At 32.8% G+C, this 18938-nt stretch carries 16 protein-coding genes; 15 read left to right on the top strand and 1 reads right to left on the bottom strand.

Annotation, left to right across the window (positions count from 1 at the left end):
• The first annotated feature begins 122 nt into the window (after positions 1-122).
• The 12 genes from LQ622_RS01135 to arsB all read left to right on the top strand — a co-directional run bounded on the left by LQ622_RS01135 (position 123) and on the right by arsB (position 16049).
• Positions 123-875: an isoprenyl transferase gene (locus LQ622_RS01135; protein WP_025905327.1), complete on the top strand. Its 753-nt coding sequence runs from the start codon at positions 123-125 to the stop codon at positions 873-875.
• 11 nt (positions 876-886) lie between these two features.
• Positions 887-1669 carry a phosphatidate cytidylyltransferase gene (locus LQ622_RS01130; protein ID WP_037587782.1) on the top strand — a complete coding sequence of 261 codons (783 nt, stop codon included), beginning with the start codon at positions 887-889 and terminating at the stop codon, positions 1667-1669.
• A gap of 15 nt (positions 1670-1684) precedes the next feature.
• Positions 1685-2815: a 1-deoxy-D-xylulose-5-phosphate reductoisomerase gene (locus tag LQ622_RS01125; protein ID WP_239774569.1), complete on the top strand. Its 1131-nt coding sequence runs from the start codon at positions 1685-1687 to the stop codon at positions 2813-2815.
• A 2-nt stretch (positions 2816-2817) separates the two neighbouring features.
• Complete coding sequence (gene rseP, locus LQ622_RS01120) at positions 2818-4104, top strand: RIP metalloprotease RseP (RefSeq protein WP_037587784.1); 1287 nt, start codon at positions 2818-2820, stop codon at positions 4102-4104.
• 17 nt (positions 4105-4121) lie between these two features.
• Entirely contained in the window at positions 4122-5825 is a 1704-nt protein-coding gene (locus LQ622_RS01115) for a proline--tRNA ligase (RefSeq protein ID WP_239774568.1), read from the top strand.
• A gap of 97 nt (positions 5826-5922) precedes the next feature.
• Positions 5923-10242, top strand: a complete 4320-nt coding sequence (locus LQ622_RS01110) for a PolC-type DNA polymerase III (RefSeq protein WP_481817259.1) — start codon at positions 5923-5925, stop codon at positions 10240-10242.
• A gap of 121 nt (positions 10243-10363) precedes the next feature.
• Positions 10364-10831, top strand: a complete 468-nt coding sequence (gene rimP / locus LQ622_RS01105) for a ribosome maturation factor RimP (protein WP_037587791.1) — start codon at positions 10364-10366, stop codon at positions 10829-10831.
• Between the two features lie 18 nt (positions 10832-10849).
• Positions 10850-11917, top strand: coding sequence for a transcription termination factor NusA (gene nusA / locus LQ622_RS01100; protein WP_037587793.1), 1068 nt, complete (start codon positions 10850-10852; stop codon positions 11915-11917).
• A 17-nt stretch (positions 11918-11934) separates the two neighbouring features.
• Entirely contained in the window at positions 11935-12219 is a 285-nt protein-coding gene (rnpM, locus tag LQ622_RS01095) for an RNase P modulator RnpM (protein WP_037587795.1), read from the top strand.
• Positions 12216-12542: a ribosomal L7Ae/L30e/S12e/Gadd45 family protein gene (locus LQ622_RS01090; RefSeq protein WP_025905336.1), complete on the top strand. Its 327-nt coding sequence runs from the start codon at positions 12216-12218 to the stop codon at positions 12540-12542. Before rnpM ends, LQ622_RS01090 begins: the two co-directional genes overlap by 4 nt.
• Positions 12543-12546: 4 nt before the next feature.
• A complete protein-coding gene (infB, locus tag LQ622_RS01085; protein WP_159315108.1) occupies positions 12547-14646 on the top strand; it encodes a translation initiation factor IF-2 in 2100 nt (699 codons plus the stop codon).
• Positions 14647-14759: 113 nt separating this feature from the next.
• Positions 14760-16049: an arsenite efflux transporter membrane subunit ArsB gene (gene arsB, locus LQ622_RS01080; protein WP_239774708.1), complete on the top strand. Its 1290-nt coding sequence runs from the start codon at positions 14760-14762 to the stop codon at positions 16047-16049.
• A gap of 25 nt (positions 16050-16074) precedes the next feature.
• Here the strand turns inward: arsB and LQ622_RS01075 are convergent, their stop codons facing one another.
• The gene (locus LQ622_RS01075) at positions 16075-16623 is read right to left on the bottom strand and encodes an Ada metal-binding domain-containing protein (protein WP_239774707.1); all 549 of its coding nucleotides are present in this window, start codon (positions 16621-16623) and stop codon (positions 16075-16077) included.
• A gap of 132 nt (positions 16624-16755) precedes the next feature.
• On the opposite strand from LQ622_RS01075, the gene LQ622_RS01070 reads away from it, so the two are divergent.
• The 3 genes from LQ622_RS01070 (at position 16756) to LQ622_RS01060 (ending at position 18751) form a co-directional block, all read left to right on the top strand.
• Entirely contained in the window at positions 16756-17256 is a 501-nt protein-coding gene (locus tag LQ622_RS01070) for a methylated-DNA--[protein]-cysteine S-methyltransferase (protein ID WP_037587800.1), read from the top strand.
• Positions 17257-17324: 68 nt separating this feature from the next.
• A complete protein-coding gene (locus LQ622_RS01065; protein WP_239774567.1) occupies positions 17325-17888 on the top strand; it encodes a dihydrofolate reductase family protein in 564 nt (187 codons plus the stop codon).
• 11 nt (positions 17889-17899) lie between these two features.
• The gene (locus LQ622_RS01060) at positions 17900-18751 is read left to right on the top strand and encodes an aminoglycoside 6-adenylyltransferase (RefSeq protein WP_239774566.1); all 852 of its coding nucleotides are present in this window, start codon (positions 17900-17902) and stop codon (positions 18749-18751) included.
• Positions 18752-18938: the final 187 nt, after the last annotated feature.

Genomic DNA, 18938 nt, shown 5'->3' with positions numbered 1-18938 from the left:
ATCAGACTTTGGTACGGTTTTTTCTTTATATATAACAGAATCACTCTTTTTGTGATAAAATGTATTACGATATGTTTAATTAATTTTACATATAAATTCGCGTTTGTTTGATGGAGGACGCTATGATAAAAAAGTTTATAAAGCAAAAACAACAAATAAATAATCAAGACAATGAATTATCGATACCTGAACATATAGCAATTATTATGGACGGAAATGGTAGATGGGCTAAAAATAGAAAAATGCCTCGTATAAAAGGACATTATGAAGGTATGCAAACGGTTAAGAAAATAACACGTAAAGCAAGTGATTTAGGTGTGAAATATTTGACTTTATATGCTTTTTCTACGGAAAATTGGTCGAGACCAGAAGATGAAGTGAAATATTTAATGAAATTACCTGTTGATTTTTTAAAGACTTTTCTACCTGAATTGATCGAAAAAAATGTTAAAGTCACAACGATTGGTTTTACCGAAGCTTTGCCTAAGCATACTAAAAATGCAATTGAAGAAGCTATCGAAAAAACGAAACATAATACAGGGCTAAATCTTGTGTTTGCGTTGAACTATGGTGGTAGAGCAGAAATTCTTAATGCTGTTAAAGAACTTTACCATGAAGTTGAAGAAGGCAATTTAACAATTGATGATCTATGTGAAGATAATATAAAGAAATATTTATTCACTTCAGATATTCCAGATCCAGAGTTGCTCATTCGTACATCAGGTGAAGAAAGATTAAGTAATTTTTTAATATGGCAATCATCTTATAGTGAATTTATATTTACTAAGACACTGTGGCCAGATTTTGATGAACAATCACTCATAGACTGTTTAAAAATTTATCAGTCGAGACAACGAAGATTTGGTGGGCTGTAAAGGAGATAAAAATGAAGACAAGAACAATATCGGCAATTGTTGCTATGGCTGTATTTCTTCCAGTCGTAATATATGGTGGATTACCCGTAATAGCGTTAGCGTATTTATTAGCGATTATTGCTTTAAAAGAAATTTTAAATATGAATAATTTATCAATTATTTCTATACCAGGTTTTTTGTCCACTGTTTCGCTATGTATAATATTATTGCCTCAAGAACTCATTAATAACGATATAAGTGTTCAACTTAGACTTCTAATCGTAATGAGTTTCTTAATGTTGAGTTATACAGTGATGTCTAAAAATAGATTTAATTTTATGGATGCCTCTTTCTGTGTCATGTCCGTTACATATATCGGAATAGGCTTTATGTATTTCTATGAGACAAGAGAACATGGCTTACAATTTATCTTATTCGCATTATTATTAGTGTGGTTAACTGATACAGGTGCATATATATTTGGTAGATTATTTGGTAAACATAAACTTTGGCCATTAATTAGTCCGAACAAAACGATTGAAGGATTTATTGGCGGCATTTTCTCGAGTTTAATCGTTGCAGTTATTTTTGGACAATATTTTGATATGGATGTATCATTATGGTTATTAATTCCATTAACGATGTTATTAAGTATGTTTGGACAATTAGGTGACTTAGTAGAATCAGGGCTTAAAAGACATTTCGGTGTGAAAGATTCAGGGAATATTATGCCAGGACATGGTGGTATATTAGATAGATTTGATAGCTTTATCTTTGTATTACCGCTGTTAAATCTATTCCTATTTCAATTGTAAATTGGGGTGAAGTCTTTGAAAAATATAGCTATTTTAGGAGCTAGTGGTTCTGTTGGACAGCAAGCATTAGATGTTATAAGAGAACATGCATCACAATTTAATTTAGTTGCATTTTCAGTCGGTAAAAACATTGCTTATGCACAGAATATAATTGAAGAATTTCATCCAGAACTCATATCTGTTCAAAATGAAGAAGATATAGATAAACTTAAACATTTAAATATTGAAATTGTACATGGGGACGCAGGTTTATTAACAGTTGCAACATACCATAATACCGATATTTTATTAAATTCAATTGTCGGTAGTATAGGTTTAAGACCTACTATCGCAGCTATAGAAGCTGGTATAGATATAGGACTAGCGAATAAAGAGACTTTAGTTGCAGCTGGTGAACTTGTGATGTCAAAAGCTAGAGAACATAATGTTAACATTCTACCTGTAGATTCAGAACACTCAGCAATATTTCAATGTTTAAATGGTGAGAAGAAAGAACAGGTTAATAAATTAATCATAACTGCGAGTGGCGGATCATTTCGTGATTTAACACGTGCAGAACTCAAATCTGTAACACGTGATGAAGCGCTCAACCATCCTAACTGGTCTATGGGGCAAAAGATTACGATAGATTCTGCAACAATGATGAATAAAGGTTTAGAAGTCATTGAAGCAAAATGGTTATTTGATTTAGATATTGACCAAATTGAAACTGTCTTACATAAAGAGAGTATTATCCATTCTATGGTTGAATTTAAGGATACGAGCGTGATTGCACAATTGGGTACACCAGATATGAGAACACCCATTCAATATGCATTTACATATCCAGAAAGATATACAAGAGATGCAGAAAAATTAAATTTAGCTCAAATCGGACAGTTGAATTTTAAAGAAATGGATTTCGATCGCTTTAAATGTATACAGTATGCTTATGAAGCCATTAAAATAGGTGGTACAATGCCCGTTGTTTTAAATGCTGTGAATGAAGTAGCTGTAAATAAGTTCTTGAACAATGAAATAACATTTTTGGAAATTGAAGACATGATTGGGGAAGCAATGAAAAACCATGAAGTTATTGAGCATCCAGATTTAGAAACGATTCTAAAAATTGATGCTACATATAAATCTAAGGATTACGGGGTGTAGGCGTGATTTATACAATATTAGCATTTATTTTTGTATTTGGACTATTAGTGACAGTACATGAATATGGACATATGTTCTTTGCGAAACGTGCAGGTATCATGTGCCCAGAGTTTGCCATAGGTATGGGACCTAAAATATATTCATATAAGAAAAATGAAACACTTTATACAATTAGACTACTTCCAGTAGGTGGTTATGTCAGAATGGCTGGAGATGGATTAGAACAAAATCCATTAACACCAGGTATGCATATCGCAATTAAATTAAACGATCAAAACGAAATAACACATGTTATTATGGATGATCAACATAAATTCCAACAAATTGAACATATTGAAATTAAAGATAGTGATTTCGAAAATGATATTTTCATTGAAGGTATTACAGCAAGCGATGAAGAAAGACATCATTTTAAAATAGCGAGAGAAGCTTACTTTGTTCAAGGTGGAGATTTAATACAAATTGCACCTAAAGATAGACAATTAATGTCTAAAAAGCCTTATCAAAGATTCTTAACTTTATTTGCAGGTCCGTTATTTAATTTTATTCTTGCTTTTGTTATTTTTATTGGGCTTGCTTATTGGAATGGTGTGCCAACGAATGAACCAGTATTTGGAGATTTAGAAGACGGTGCTCCTGCACAAACTGCAGGTATTAAAAAAGGTGACGAAATTTTATCAGTAGATGGACAAAAAATTCAAAAGTTTACAGATTTACAACCTATTTTTAAAGAGAAGAAAACTGAACCTGTAGAAATCAAAGTTAATCGTGATGGTCAAGAAAAGACTTTCAAAGTAGCAGCTAAAAAAGATAAACTAGAAGTTAGTAAAGGTAAATATGAAACACGATACATTATTGGAGTTGCACAACCGACAGAACACACAGTGTTTGGTCCATTAATTGCAGGTATTGAAAAAACAATAGTGGCAGGTCAATTAATATTCCAAGCAGTTCTTGGCTTGATTACGAGCATATTCACGGGTGGATTCTCCTTTGATATGTTAAATGGACCTGTTGGTATATATAGCAATGTAGATTCTATTGTGAAGCAAGGATTTATTACATTAATGGGTTACACAGCGTTATTAAGTGTTAACTTAGGTATTATGAATTTATTACCTATTCCAGCTTTAGATGGCGGAAGATTATTATTTGTTATTTATGAAATGATTTTCAGAAGACCGATTAATAAAAAAGCAGAAATGGTTATGCTTTCAATTGGTGCTGTATTTTTAATATTTGTAATGATTATGGTTACATGGAATGATATTCAAAGGTACTTCATGTAGCTTATAGGAGGAAACTTATGAAACAGTCGAAAATATTTATACCAACATTAAGAGAAGTTCCTGCAGAAGCGGAAGCAATTAGTCATAAACTTTTATTAAAGTCAGGTATGATTAAACAAAATGCAAGAGGTATATATAGCTATTTACCAACTGCAAAACGTGTACTCAACAAAATTGAGCAAATTGTACGTGAAGAAATGGAAAAAATCGATGGCGTAGAAGTGCTTATGCCTGTGTTACAACAAGCTGAACTTTGGAAAGAATCAGGTAGATGGGATGCGTATGGTCCAGAGTTAATGAGATTGCACGATCGTAATAAACGTGAATTTAGTTTAGGACCTACACATGAAGAAGTTGTGACTTCTCTTGTAAGAGATGAATTGAAATCTTATAAACGTTTACCAATCACTTTATTCCAAATTCAAACAAAATTTAGAGACGAACAACGTCCAAGATTTGGATTATTACGTGGCCGTGAATTTATTATGAAAGATGCTTATTCTTTCCATGCTAATGAAGATTCATTAGATGATACATACCAAGATATGTATCATGCTTATCATAATATCTTTACAAGAGTAGGTTTAAACTTTAGACCAGTACTTGCTGACTCTGGTGCTATCGGTGGAGACCACACGCATGAGTTTATGGCATTAGCTGATATTGGTGAAGATACAATTGTTTATAGTGAAACAAGTGACTATGCTGCAAATATTGAAAAAGCTGAAGTAGCTTATACACCTAATCATGAACATACACCATTAAAAGATATAGAAAAAGTGGAAACGCCTAATGTGACGACAGCACAAGCATTAGCAGACTTTTTAAATGTGACTTTAGATAAAATTATTAAATCAATGATTCTTATAGTTGATGATGAGTATGTCATGATTTTAATTAGAGGTCATCATGAAGTAAATGATGTTAAGTTAAAATCATATTTCAAAACAGATAATATCGAAATGGCAACTGAGTCTGAAATCGTGAATATTTTAGGTGCTAAGCCAGGTAGTCTAGGACCAGTTAATGTAGACCAAATCAAAATTTATGCAGACAATTTCGTTCAAGATATTAATAATTTAGCTGTTGGTGCGAATGAAACAGGTTATCATTTTATTAATGCGAACGTAGATAGAGACTTTAAGATTGAAGCATATGGAGACTTTAGATTTATTCTTGAAGAAGAAGCATTACCGGGTGATTTAGGAGTTGCGAAATTCGCTGAAGGTATTGAAGTTGGTCAAGTCTTCAAACTTGGAACGAAATACTCTGAAAGTATGAATGCGACATTCTTAGATGAACAAGGTAAAGCACAACCACTTATTATGGGTTGTTATGGTATTGGTATCTCTAGAACATTATCAGCAGCAATCGAACAACATCATGATGATAAAGGGATTATTTGGCCAAAAGCTATTGCACCTTATGAAGTACATTTAATTGCGATTAATCCTAAAAAAGAAGAGCAACAAACATTAGCAGATCAACTTTATGGACAATTGCAAAATAAATATGATGTCTTATATGATGACCGTAAAGAAAGTGCTGGGGTTAAATTTAATGATGCAGATTTAATAGGTTTACCAGTACGTGTTATGGTTGGTAAGAAAGCTTCAGAAGGTATCGTAGAAGTAAAACGTCGTGATAATTCAGAAAGTAAAGAAGTCCATATTGATGAATTAGATGAAGTACTTGCTACTTTCTATGATGCAGTAAAATAGACTGATAAAAACAACTAAATCTGATATAATATAAGATATTTAAAGAGGCTATTTAATGATTAGCCTCTTTTTCATTTTGATGAAGGTGGTCGTATAAGTGTCAATGACAGGGCAAGAGAAATTCCAAACGCTTCTCACGCAAATGAACATAACAGATGAACTTGATAAAGATGTCGTAGAACAAGGTGAACTTACAAGAATTGATGTGTCCCAATCAAAAAGATTGTGGCATTTCTACATTAAGTTGCCATATTATTTATCAAGTGAAATGTATCTTGTTTTTACAAATCAACTGAAAAGTGCTTTTAGTAGTATTGCGCAAGTTGATTGGACAATTGAAGTGACAACTAAAGAACAAATAGATGAACATATATTGAAATACATTCCACATTGTATTGATGGTACTGAATTAAGTGATAAAGTGAAACATCAACTTAAACAAAAGCCTATTATCTTTGCTGATGATATCGTGAAAGTTCAAGTGAACAATGATATTGAACGCGATTATTTCGATAAGCGTGTTAATGGTTCATTAGTAAAAGCGCTCCAAAAATGTGGCTTTCAAATAAGTCGTGTTATATTCGAAACGATGGATAATGAAGAACAAATGAGAAGAGAACTTGAATCATTTGAAGCGCACATCCAACAAGAAGATGAAGAAGCTGCACGAATTGCATCAGAAAAAATGGAACGTATGAAGAAAGAAAAAGCAGAATCTAGTGATAATGAAAATGCTGTATCACGATGTCAAATTGGTAAAGACATTCCTGTAGATTCTATTCGTAAAATAGAAGATATTATCGAAGAAGAGTTCAAAGTAGCACTTGAAGGTGTTATTTTTGATATCGAAATGAAAGAGCTTAAAAGTGGTAGACATATTGTCACATTAAAAATTACGGACTATACCGATTCACTTATACTTAAAATGTTTACGAGAAAAGGTAAAGATGACCTTGAACATTTTAAAGCTTTAAAAGTAGGTACATGGGTTAGAGCGCAAGGTAGAATTGAACAAGATCAATTTATACGTGATTTAGTGATGATGATGACGGATATCCATGAAATTAAGAAGTCTCCTAAACTTGATAAAGCAGATGAAAAAAGAGTTGAATTTCACTTACATACATCTATGAGTCAAATGGATGGGATAACACATATCGGTAAGTATGTTGAACAAGCGGCTAAATGGGGACATAAAGCAATCGCGATAACAGACCATAATGGTGTTCAAGGTTATCCAGATGCGCATGCAGCAGCAATGAAAAATGGTATTAAAATGATTTATGGTATGGAAGGTATGCTTGTAGATGATGGTGTGCCGATTGCGTACAAGTCACAAGATATTCCGCTTAAGACAGCAACGTATATTGTATTTGACGTCGAAACAACAGGACTTTCAAGTCAATATGATCAAATTATAGAATTAGCGGCCGTTAAGGTTAAAGATGGCGAAGTAATTGATACCTTTGAACGTTTTTCTGACCCAGGAGAACGTCTATCAGAAACAATTAAAAATTTAACTGGTATTACAGACGAAATGTTACGTGGACAACCTGATATCGAAACAGTTCTAAAAGATTTCCATGAATGGGTTGGAGACGCAATATATATTGCGCATAACGCATCATTTGATATGGGCTTTATAGATACAGGTTTTGAACGTATCGGACTTGGTGCTACGACAAATGGTGTTATCGATACACTTGAATTATCACGTACAGTGAATACTGAATATGGTAAACATGGATTGAATTTCTTAGCTAAAAAATATGGTGTAGAACTTACACAACACCATAGAGCGATTTATGATGCGGAAACAACAGCGCATATCTTTATTAAGATGTTAAAACAGTTAGAAGAACTCAATGTTCATAATCATAATCAAATAAACGAGAAGCTATCAAATGATGAAGCATATAAACGTGCAAGACCTTCTCATGTAACGCTAATCGTACAAAACCAAGTCGGACTGAAAAATTTATTCAAAATTGTAAGTGCCTCATTAGTTGATTACTTTTATCGTACACCACGTATACCACGCTCGTTATTAAACAAATATAGAGAAGGTATTCTAGTAGGTAGTGCATGTGATGAAGGTGAAGTGTTTACAACGGTTATGCAAAAAGACCAAGATGAAGTTGAGAAAGTTGCGAAATATTATGACTATATAGAAGTTCAACCTAAAGGGTTATATCAAGATTTAATTGATAGAGAATTGATTAAAGATAATGAAACGATGGAAGAAATATATACTCGTATATTAAGCGTTGGTGAGAAACTTGATATTCCAGTTATAGCAACAGGAAATGCCCATTATTTATACGAACATGATGCTGTTGCACGAAAAATATTAATCGCTTCTCAACCAGGTAATCCATTGAATAGACAAACATTACCTGAAGCACACTTTAGAACAACAGATGAAATGTTAGATGAATTCCACTTCTTAGGTGAAGAAAAAGCATATGAAATCGTTGTGAAAAATACGAACGACTTAGCAGATAGACTCGAAACAGTAATACCGATTAGGGATGAATTATATACACCTAATATGGAAGGTGCGAATGAAGAAATTCGTGAAATGAGTTATGAGAATGCTAGAAAATTATATGGTGAAGACTTACCACAAATCGTAATTGATAGACTTGAAAAAGAATTAGAAAGTATTATCGGAAATGGTTTTGCGGTTATTTACTTAATCTCGCAAAGATTAGTTAAGAAATCATTGAATGATGGGTATTTAGTTGGTTCGCGTGGTTCTGTCGGATCTAGTTTTGTTGCGACAATGACTGAAATAACTGAAGTGAATCCATTGCCGCCACATTATATTTGCCCATCTTGTAAAGAAAGTCATTTCTTTGATGATGGTTCAGTCGGATCAGGTTTCGACTTACCAGATAAACAATGTGAAAAATGTCATGTTGATATGATTAAAGAAGGACAAGATATACCGTTTGAAACATTCTTAGGTTTTAAAGGAGATAAAGTACCGGATATTGACTTGAACTTTAGTGGTGAATATCAACCAGTAGCCCATAATTATACGAAAGTACTGTTCGGTGAAGACAAAGTATTCAGAGCAGGTACAATCGGTACTGTTGCTGAAAAAACAGCTTTTGGTTATGTTAAAGGATATTTAAATGATCAAGGTATTCATAAACGTGCAGCTGAAGTTGATAGACTTGTTAAAGGATGTACCGGTGTTAAAAGAACAACCGGGCAACATCCAGGTGGTATCATTGTTGTACCAGATTATATGGATATTTATGATTTTACACCAATCCAATACCCTGCCGACGATCAAAAATCACCATGGAAAACAACGCATTTCGACTTCCATTCTATCCATGATAATATTTTGAAATTGGATATATTAGGACACGATGATCCAACAATGATTAGAATGTTACAAGATTTATCAGGCATTGATCCTAAGACAATACCAGTAGATGATAAAGAAACAATGAAAATCTTTAGTACACCTGAATCATTAGGTGTAACAGAAGAAGATATTCTTTGTAAGACTGGAACATTTGGTGTGCCAGAATTCGGTACAGGATTCGTTAGACAAATGCTTGAAGATACGAAACCAACTACTTTTTCAGAGCTCGTTCAAATATCTGGATTATCACACGGTACAGACGTTTGGTTAGGAAACGCACAAGAGTTAATCAAATCCGGTACATGTGATTTATCAAGTGTTATCGGTTGTCGTGATGATATTATGGTTTACTTAATGTATAACGGCTTAGAACCATCACTTGCCTTTAAAATTATGGAAGCAGTTCGTAAAGGTAAAGGTTTAACAGATGAATTCGAAGAAGCTATGAAAGAAAATAATGTACCAGATTGGTATTTAGAATCATGTAAAAAAATTAAGTACATGTTCCCTAAAGCCCACGCTGCTGCATACGTTCTAATGGCATTAAGAATTGCATACTTCAAAGTTCATCATCCGTTGTTCTATTATGCAAGTTACTTTACAGTACGTGCGACAGACTTTGATTTAAAAACAATGACAAAAGATAAAGAGTCTATTAAATCAACGGTGAAAGAATATTATAGCCGATTCCATGAATTAGCTAAAAAAGAAAAAGATGTATTAACAGTTTTAGAAATAACAAATGAAATGGCACATAGAGGATACAAAATCCAACCAGTCAGCTTAGAGAAAAGTGATTCGTTTGAATTCAAAATTGAAGGTGATTCACTTATTCCACCATTTATCGCAGTTCCTGGACTAGGTGAAAACGTTGCGAAACGTATCGTTGAAGCAAGAGAAGAAGGTCCATTCTTAGCTAAAGAAGACCTTAATAAAAAAGCAGGTGTATCTCAAAAAATCATCGAATATCTCGATGAACTTGGATCATTACCAAATATGCCTGATAAAGCTCAACTTTCAATATTTGATTTATAATGCATGTTCTTGAGCATAGCGCCATTATGTGATATACTGTTATTGCTTAAAATAATACTCTGACGTTTAAAGAGTGGGACATTTCCCGCTCTTTTCTGTTTGTATTAAGAGGGAGGTCATTATGAGTAAAGTTGCAGCACACGTTGAGGAAATTATTCAACCAATACTTGAAGATTTAAATTATGAACTTGTAGATGTCGAATATGTCAAAGAGGGATCAGACTATTATCTACGTATTGCAATTGATAAAGACGGTGGCGTTGATTTGAACGACTGCACAATTGCCTCTGAAAAGATTAGTGAAGTTATGGACAAAGAAGATCCTATTAAAGAACCTTATTTCATGGATGTATCTTCACCTGGTGCAGAACGCCCATTGAAAAAAGAAAAAGACTATCAAAATGCAATTGAACAACCCGTATTTATCTCGTTATACGAACCTGTTGAAGGAGATAAAGAATGGTTAGGCGTTTTAAAAGAAGTTACTGAAACATCTATAACGCTAGAAGTGAAAATTAAAACAAGAACTAAAAATGTCACGTTGCCACGCAAGAAAATCGCTAAAGCACGTCGATCAGTAATGTTATAATATAAAGGAGGATACATTGTGAAAGGTAATGAATTATTACTTGCAATTGAATACCTTGAAAAGGAAAAAAGAATACCTCGTGAGGTACTTATTGATGCAATAGAAGCGGCTTTAATCACAGCTTACAAAAAGAACTATGACAGTGCCAAAAATGTTAGAATCGAATTGAATCTTGATGAAGGTACTTATAGAGTTATTTCAAGAAAAGATGTTGTAGAAGATGTTGAAGATTATAGAGATCAAGTAGCATTAGATACAGCGTTAGTTACAAATCCAGCATACGAAATTGGAGATGTCTTTGAAGAAGACGTTACACCTAAAGATTTCGGTCGTGTTGGTGCTCAAGCAGCTAAACAAGCAGTTATGCAACGTTTAAGAGATGCTGAAAGAGGCATTCTTTATGATGAGTTTATTGATAAAGAAGATGACATTGTAACAGGTGTTATCGACAGAGTCGATCACCGTTATGTGTATGTTAATTTAGGCCGTACTGAAGCTGTACTTTCTGAAGCTGAGAGAAGTCCAAATGAACAATATTTACCAAATGAACGTATTAAAGTATATGTGAATAAAGTTGAACAAACGACTAAAGGTCCTCAAATCTTTGTATCACGTACACATCCTGGTTTATTAAAGCGTTTATTCGAGCAAGAAGTTCCTGAAATTTATGACGGTACTGTTATTGTTAAATCTGTAGCACGTGAAGCTGGAGACCGTTCTAAAATTAGTGTCACTTCAGAAAATGGCGATATCGATGCTGTAGGTGCATGTGTTGGTGCTAAAGGTGTTCGTGTTGAAGCAGTCGTTAATGAATTAGGTGGCGAAAAAATCGACATCGTTGAGTGGGACGAAGATCCAAAAGTATTCGTAAGAAATGCTTTAAGTCCTTCACAAGTTGTAGAAGTTATTGTAGACGAAGAAAATCAATCGACTACAGTTGTCGTACCAGATTATCAATTATCATTAGCAATCGGTAAACGTGGACAAAATGCACGACTTGCTGCAAAATTAACAGGTTGGAAGATTGATATTAAATCAGAAACTGATGCAAGAGAAGCAGGCATTATTTCAACTGAAGAATCATAAAGTGAGGTGCTTTTATCATGAAAAAGAAAAAGATACCAATGCGTAAATGTATACTTTCAAATGAAATGAAACCTAAAAATGATATGATTCGTGTCGTTAAAAATAAAGAAGGCGAAATAACAGCAGATGCGACAGGTAAAGCACCAGGTCGCGGTGCATATGTTTCTAAAGATCTAGAAGTTATTGAAACTGCACAGAAACAAGGAAAGTTAGAACGTTATTTTGACAGTAATAAAGAAACACTTGAACCTGTATATAAAGAAATCATTCGTTTAATTTACCGTGAGCGTATACCTAAATGAGTATAGAAAAGAAAGATCAAATTTTAAATCTTCTTGGTCTGGCAACAAGAGCTAGAAAGATTAAGACTGGCGAAGAAATTGTCATAAGTGAGTTAAGAAAAGGCAATGTTAAACTTGTCATACTTTCAGAAGATGCTGCAGCAAATGTTACAAAAACTATAAAAAATAAATGTGCAACTTATCATGTAACACTTTTAACTTTTGCTACACGCTATGAATTAGGCTACGCAATTGGAAAAGAAAGCAGAGTGGTGTTGGGCATAACTGACATTGGATTTAGCAAAAAGCTAAAAACGATGATTCATGATTTTCATGAGGAGTGAGTATATGAGTAAAAAGAGAATATATGAGTATGCAAAAGAAATCGATGTAAAGAGTAAAGCAATCATAGATGAATTAAAAAAGAATAACATAGAAGTATCAAATCACATGCAAGCATTAGAGGAGAATGACATTAAAATTTTAGATAAAGCATTTAAAAAGCAGGATTCTGCTAAAAAAGACCAAACAACTACTCACGCAAATACAAATAAATCAAATAACAACAAACAGAATAACAAACAAAACAATAAACCTAATCATCAACAAAAGAATCAAAAGAATAAAAAGCAAAATAACAAAAAACAACATAATCAACAACAGCAACAACCTAAACCGGAAGTTAAAGAAACACCATCTTTAATTACGTATGAAGAAGGTATTACAGTTGGTGAATTAGCTGATAAAATCAACAAAGATGCTTCTGAAATTATTAAGAAGTTATTCTTACTTGGTGTCGTAGCTAATATTAACCAAGCATTAGATACTGAAACTGTTGAATTAATTTGTGCAGATTATGATATTGAAGCTGAGTTAGAAGTACATGTAGATGCTACTGACTTAGAAAATTACTTTGAAGTTGATGAAAATGATGCAGACTTAATTGAAAGACCTGCAGTTGTTACAATCATGGGACACGTTGACCATGGTAAAACAACACTTCTAGATTCAATCCGTAATACACGTGTTACAGCTGGTGAAGCGGGTGGTATTACACAACATATTGGTGCATACCAAATTGTTAACAATAACAAGAAAATTACATTCCTTGATACACCAGGACATGCTGCTTTCACAACAATGAGAGCGCGTGGTGCCCAAGTAACAGATATCACAATTTTAGTTGTTGCAGCTGATGATGGTGTAATGCCTCAAACAATTGAAGCAATCAACCATGCTAAAGCAGCAGAAGTACCAATTATTGTTGCGGTAAACAAAGTTGATAAACCAACAGCAAATCCTGATCGTGTTATGCAAGAATTAGGTGAATATGGTCTTTATCCTGAAGACTGGGGTGGAGATACAATCTTCGTTCAACTTTCAGCAATCCAAGGTGACGGAATCGATGATTTATTAGAAATGATTGGTTTAGTTTCTGAAGTTGAAGAATTAAAAGCGAACCCTGACCGTGCAGCAGTAGGTACTGTAATCGAAGCTGAGCTTGATAAATCACGTGGACCTGCAGCTTCTCTATTAGTACAAAACGGTACTTTAGAAGTAGGTGACTCATTAGTAGTGGGTAACACATACGGTAGAGTACGTGCGATGGTTAACGATTTAGGTAAAAGAATCAAAACAGCTGGACCATCAACACCTGTTGAAATTACTGGTTTACATGATGTACCACAAGCTGGTGATCGCTTTGTTGTATTCAAAAATGAAAAACAAGCGCGTCAAATCGGTGAAAAACGTCAACAAGAAAATATCTTAAAACAACGTCAAGATAGTAAGAGCGTTTCATTAGATAACTTGTTTGAACAAATGAAACAAGGTGAAATGAAAGATTTAAATATCATCATTAAAGGTGATGTTCAAGGTTCTGTAGAAGCTTTAGCAGCATCATTAATGAAAATAGATGTTGAAGGTGTTAATGTACGTATTATTCATACAGCAGTTGGTGCGATTAATGCATCAGACGTTACATTAGCAGCAGCATCAAACGGTATTATTATCGGATTTAACGTAAGACCAGATGCAGGTGCTAAACGTGCTGCAGAAGAAGAAAATGTTGATATGAGATTACACCGTATTATTTATAAAGTAATCGAAGAAATTGAATCAGCTATGAAAGGTCTATTAGACCCTGAATTTGAAGAGCAAGTTATTGGTCAAGCTGAAGTACGTCAAACATTTAAAGTATCTAAAGTCGGTACAATCGCTGGTAGTTACGTAACAGACGGTAAGATTACAAGAGATGCAAGTGTACGTATTATTCGTGACGGTATTGTTATCTTTGAAGGTGAATTAGATACACTTAAACGTTTCAAAGATGACGCTAAAGAAGTAGCAGCTGGATATGAATGTGGTATCACAATTGAAAAATTCAACGACATTAAAGAAGGCGACATATTCGAAGCTTTCAAAATGGTTGAAATTGAAAGAAAATAAAGTGAATACTTTAATATAAATCTTAAGAGACTGGGACATTATTTATTTATTGTCTCAGTCTTTTTTGATATAGCACATAATTTTGGGGTTTTCATGAAAGGAGGAAAGCGATGATGACCATACTTGCAATCATTATTTTTGTATTAACACTGTCTTTCGTTATTTGGCAACCGAAAGGACTAGATATCGGTGTAACAGCTTTTATTGGTGCATTAATTGCCATAATAACTGGTGTTGTACAAATAGAAGATATATTTGAAGTGACCAGCATTGTTTGGAATGCAACATTAACATTTATAGCGATTATTATCATTTCACTTATTCTTGATGAAATAGGATTCTTTGAATGGTCTGCGATTCATATGGTTAAAGCCTCTCGTGGAAATGGTGTAAAGATGTTTGTTTATATCATGATATTAGGTGCAATTGTTGCGGCATTTTTTGCGAATGATGGTGCGGCTTTGATACTTACGCCTATTGTATTGGCAATGGTACGTCATCTAGGATTTAATAAAAAAATCATTTTTCCTTTTGTAATAGCAAGTGGATTTATAGCAGATACAACTTCGTTACCATTTACAGTGAGTAATTTAGTTAATATTGTTTCTGCAGACTATTTTAATATTGGCTTTGTTGAATATTTCTTACATATGTTCATACCGAACATATTCTCGTTATTGGCCAGTATTGCTGTATTATGGTTATTCTTTAAATCGTCAATACCACGTACATTTGATGATCGTCATTTAAAACAACCAAAAGAAGCAATTAAAGATTTGAAACTGTTTCATATGTCATGGGCAATTTTATCCATTTTACTCATCGGCTATTTTATCAGTGATTTTGTACACATTCCTGTATCAATTATTGCAGGTATAGTAGCGATTATATTTGTATGGTTTGCTAGAAAATCTCCTGCAGTTCATACTAAAAAAGTGCTCAAAGGTGCACCATGGAATATAGTCGTATTCTCAATTGGTATGTATTTAGTTGTCTTTGGACTAAAAAATGTAGGTATCCTTACAATTTTAAGTCATATACTAACAGACGTTTCTCAACATGGATTATTTGCAAGTATTATGGGAATGGGATTTATAGCTGCATTTCTGTCATCGATTATGAATAACTTACCAACCGTTCTCATAGATGCGCTCGCTATCCATCAATCAGATGTAGTAGGTCATCTTAAAGAGGGAATGATTTATGCAAATGTCATCGGTTCAGATCTCGGTCCGAAAATTACTCCCATCGGTTCATTAGCAACATTATTGTGGCTTCATGTATTGTCACAAAAAGGTGTTAAAATACCTTGGGGCACATACTTTAAAACAGGTATTATCATAACGATACCCGTATTATTCATTACATTAGTAGGATTGTATGTAACAATGTTAATCTTTTAAAAAACAGTTAAGATAGGAAGCTATCTTAGCTGTTTTTCCGTTTGCGATATTGTAAGGGCGTCATAAAATAGAATTGCTTAAATACTTTGATATAATGTGATGTTGTTTTATAGCCTACTTTTCTACTAATATCTTCAATTGTCATTATATTCTCATTAAGCAATGCGATACTTTTTTCGATTCTTATTTCATGTAAATATTGCATAATTGTTTGTTGTGTTACTTGTTTAAATAGTCTTGATAAATGAAATTTTGAACCGTGACATTGGTTACAAATTTCATCTAATGTAAGATTTAAATGATAATTTCGATGAGTGAAATTTTTTATTTGTAATACCCATTCTTCATCTTCTAATAATTGACCTGTTGGATTACACTTTTTACAAGGACGATAACCATTTTCTATAGCTTCGTGATAGTCACGGTATATTGAAACATTTTCTTTATTAGGTAATTTAGCATTGCATGAAGGTTTACAGAATATCATTGTCGTCTTAACTGCATATACAAAATCATCATTTGCTAATTTATTGTTTGTTTGAATGTCTTGCCATCTTTTCTCAGTTAAATACATTGCCAAATCTATCACCTCAAAAATATCATAACATATAAAAATATCCTTATATTGCTATCTAATTATGATAACGACTATTTATATTGAGTTTACAAATAAATTCATTTAAACTTTCATCAAAGGAGGTAGACGATGAAAATAATTTATCATGGTATTCTTAAGCATCTTAATAAACAACTCGATATTTATGCAAGTGATGAAGGTCTCATATTTGTAGGCTCTTTTGATAAAGAAAATGAAATACATCAGTTTATTTCAAATATAGAAATTAAAGAAAATCAAGACAAAGTAAAACCATATATCGACCAATTGAATGAATATTTTGATGGCACAAGAAAAACTTTTGACTTAAAAATAGATATAAATTCCACACCTTTTAACGAAACTGTGTGGCAAGCATTGACCAAAATACCGTATGGAGAAACAACAACTTATTCAGATTTAGCCAATAAAATTGATAAACCAAATGCAGTTAGAGCCGTTGCATCAGCAGTCGGTAAAAATCCATTAAACATTGTGATACCTTGCCATCGTGTTATAGGCAAAGACGGACAACTAAGAGGCTATAGAGGCGGACTTGAAATGAAGCAATCATTATTAGAATTAGAATCAAGACACACCCATTTATCATAAATAATGTGGTGTGTTTTCTATTATCATTTCGTGTATGATAATAGAAAGAGATGATTGGGGGTCAATATATGAGTAGTGATGATAATAGTAGGAAAGTCATTTTAGATTTAGCTGTTACATTAGACGGGCTTATTGAAGGTGAAAATGGTGAGATTGACTGGTGTATTATGGATCCTGAAATGAATTTTGATGACTTTTTAAATCAAGTCGATACAATTTTTTATGGAAGAAAAAGTTACGAAGCATGGGGAGATTTTCAACCGAGTTTAGAAGATTCAGAAGAAGACAAATTAATGTGGAAAAACATACATGCCAAAGAAAAATATGTCTTTACAAAGAAATTTGAGTTTGAAGATAAACATGTCAAAGTTATTAAAGATAATATCGTAGAACATGTAAATGAAATAAAAAGTAAGCCAGGTAAAGATATATGGTTATATGGTGGATCTAGCTTAATTACGACATTTGTAAATTATGGATTAGTAGATGAATATAGACTATCCATACATCCTATAGTTTTAGGAAAAGGAAAACCACTATTTATAGATATAGAAGATAGACAACAACTTAAACTAGTACATTCAAGAAAATTTAAATCAGGTGTTATACAATTAATTTATCATAATGAGTAGTAGGTGATATCATGAAAACAGAACGTGAGGTATTGGAAGAAATTTTTAATATTGCTTCGATTGAGGATGATATTAGAGCAGTTTGCATGAATGGGTCTAGGGTTAATAAATTTATTGAACCGGATGAATATCAAGATTTTGATATTGCATTTATCGTAAATAATTATGAGACATTTATTCAACATTTATCATTTATTGAAAATTTTGGAGAACCTATTATTTCACAGTGTAATAGAGAGCATTCTGATAGTGGTATAAAGGATCAATTATTTTATATGGTGTTGTTTGAAAATCATATGCGAGTAGATTTCAGATTTATACCAATTGAATGTATAGAAGCATATAGACATGAAGATTATTTACTGAAGGTATTAATTGATAAGGATCAGTATTTTAGTGAACAAATTGAACCAAATGATAAAAAATATCATATTAAGAAACCTAACCAGAAGCGGTTTGATTTTGTTTTTAATGAATTTTGGTGGTTATCAACGTATGTTGTTAAAGGCATTAAAATAGAAGAAATTTTTTATGCTATTGATCATTTAAATATGATGCGTGATTTACTTTTGACTATGTATGACTGGAAAGTCGGTAACAAATTTGAATGGCAAATCTCAACTGGAAAAAACCATAAATTATTAAAAAAATACATTTCTAAGTCTGAATGGAATAAATTGTTAGAATCATATCCACACGGTGAAGTTGATGATATAACAAATTCATTATTAAATATTACAGAACAATTTTATATTTTATCAGTTGAAGTAGCCAAAGATTTAAATATGGGAATTGACACTTTAGAAGCAAATAAGGTTATTAAATATAATCATAATCAAATAACTGGATTTACTGACATGTAAATGGGAAGTATACCTTAGCTGGAGATATACTTCCCATTTTTGGAAGATAAGCACTTTTATTGTTGAGTCGAGAATACGGATTCTCTTCAAGTATATAAATATACTTGATATATATAGCATAACTGTTTATTTAGAAAAGTGAAATTTGTGTTATAGATGATGACTTGTTATGTGACAGTTAATGACA

Origin of the sequence: Mammaliicoccus sp. N-M50 (assembly GCF_022386995.1) — a bacterium.
GTDB classification, from domain to species: domain Bacteria; phylum Bacillota; class Bacilli; order Staphylococcales; family Staphylococcaceae; genus Mammaliicoccus; species Mammaliicoccus sciuri_A.
The sequence above is the reverse complement of the archived record's forward strand: the minus strand, read 5'-3'. Positions and strand labels throughout refer to the sequence as shown.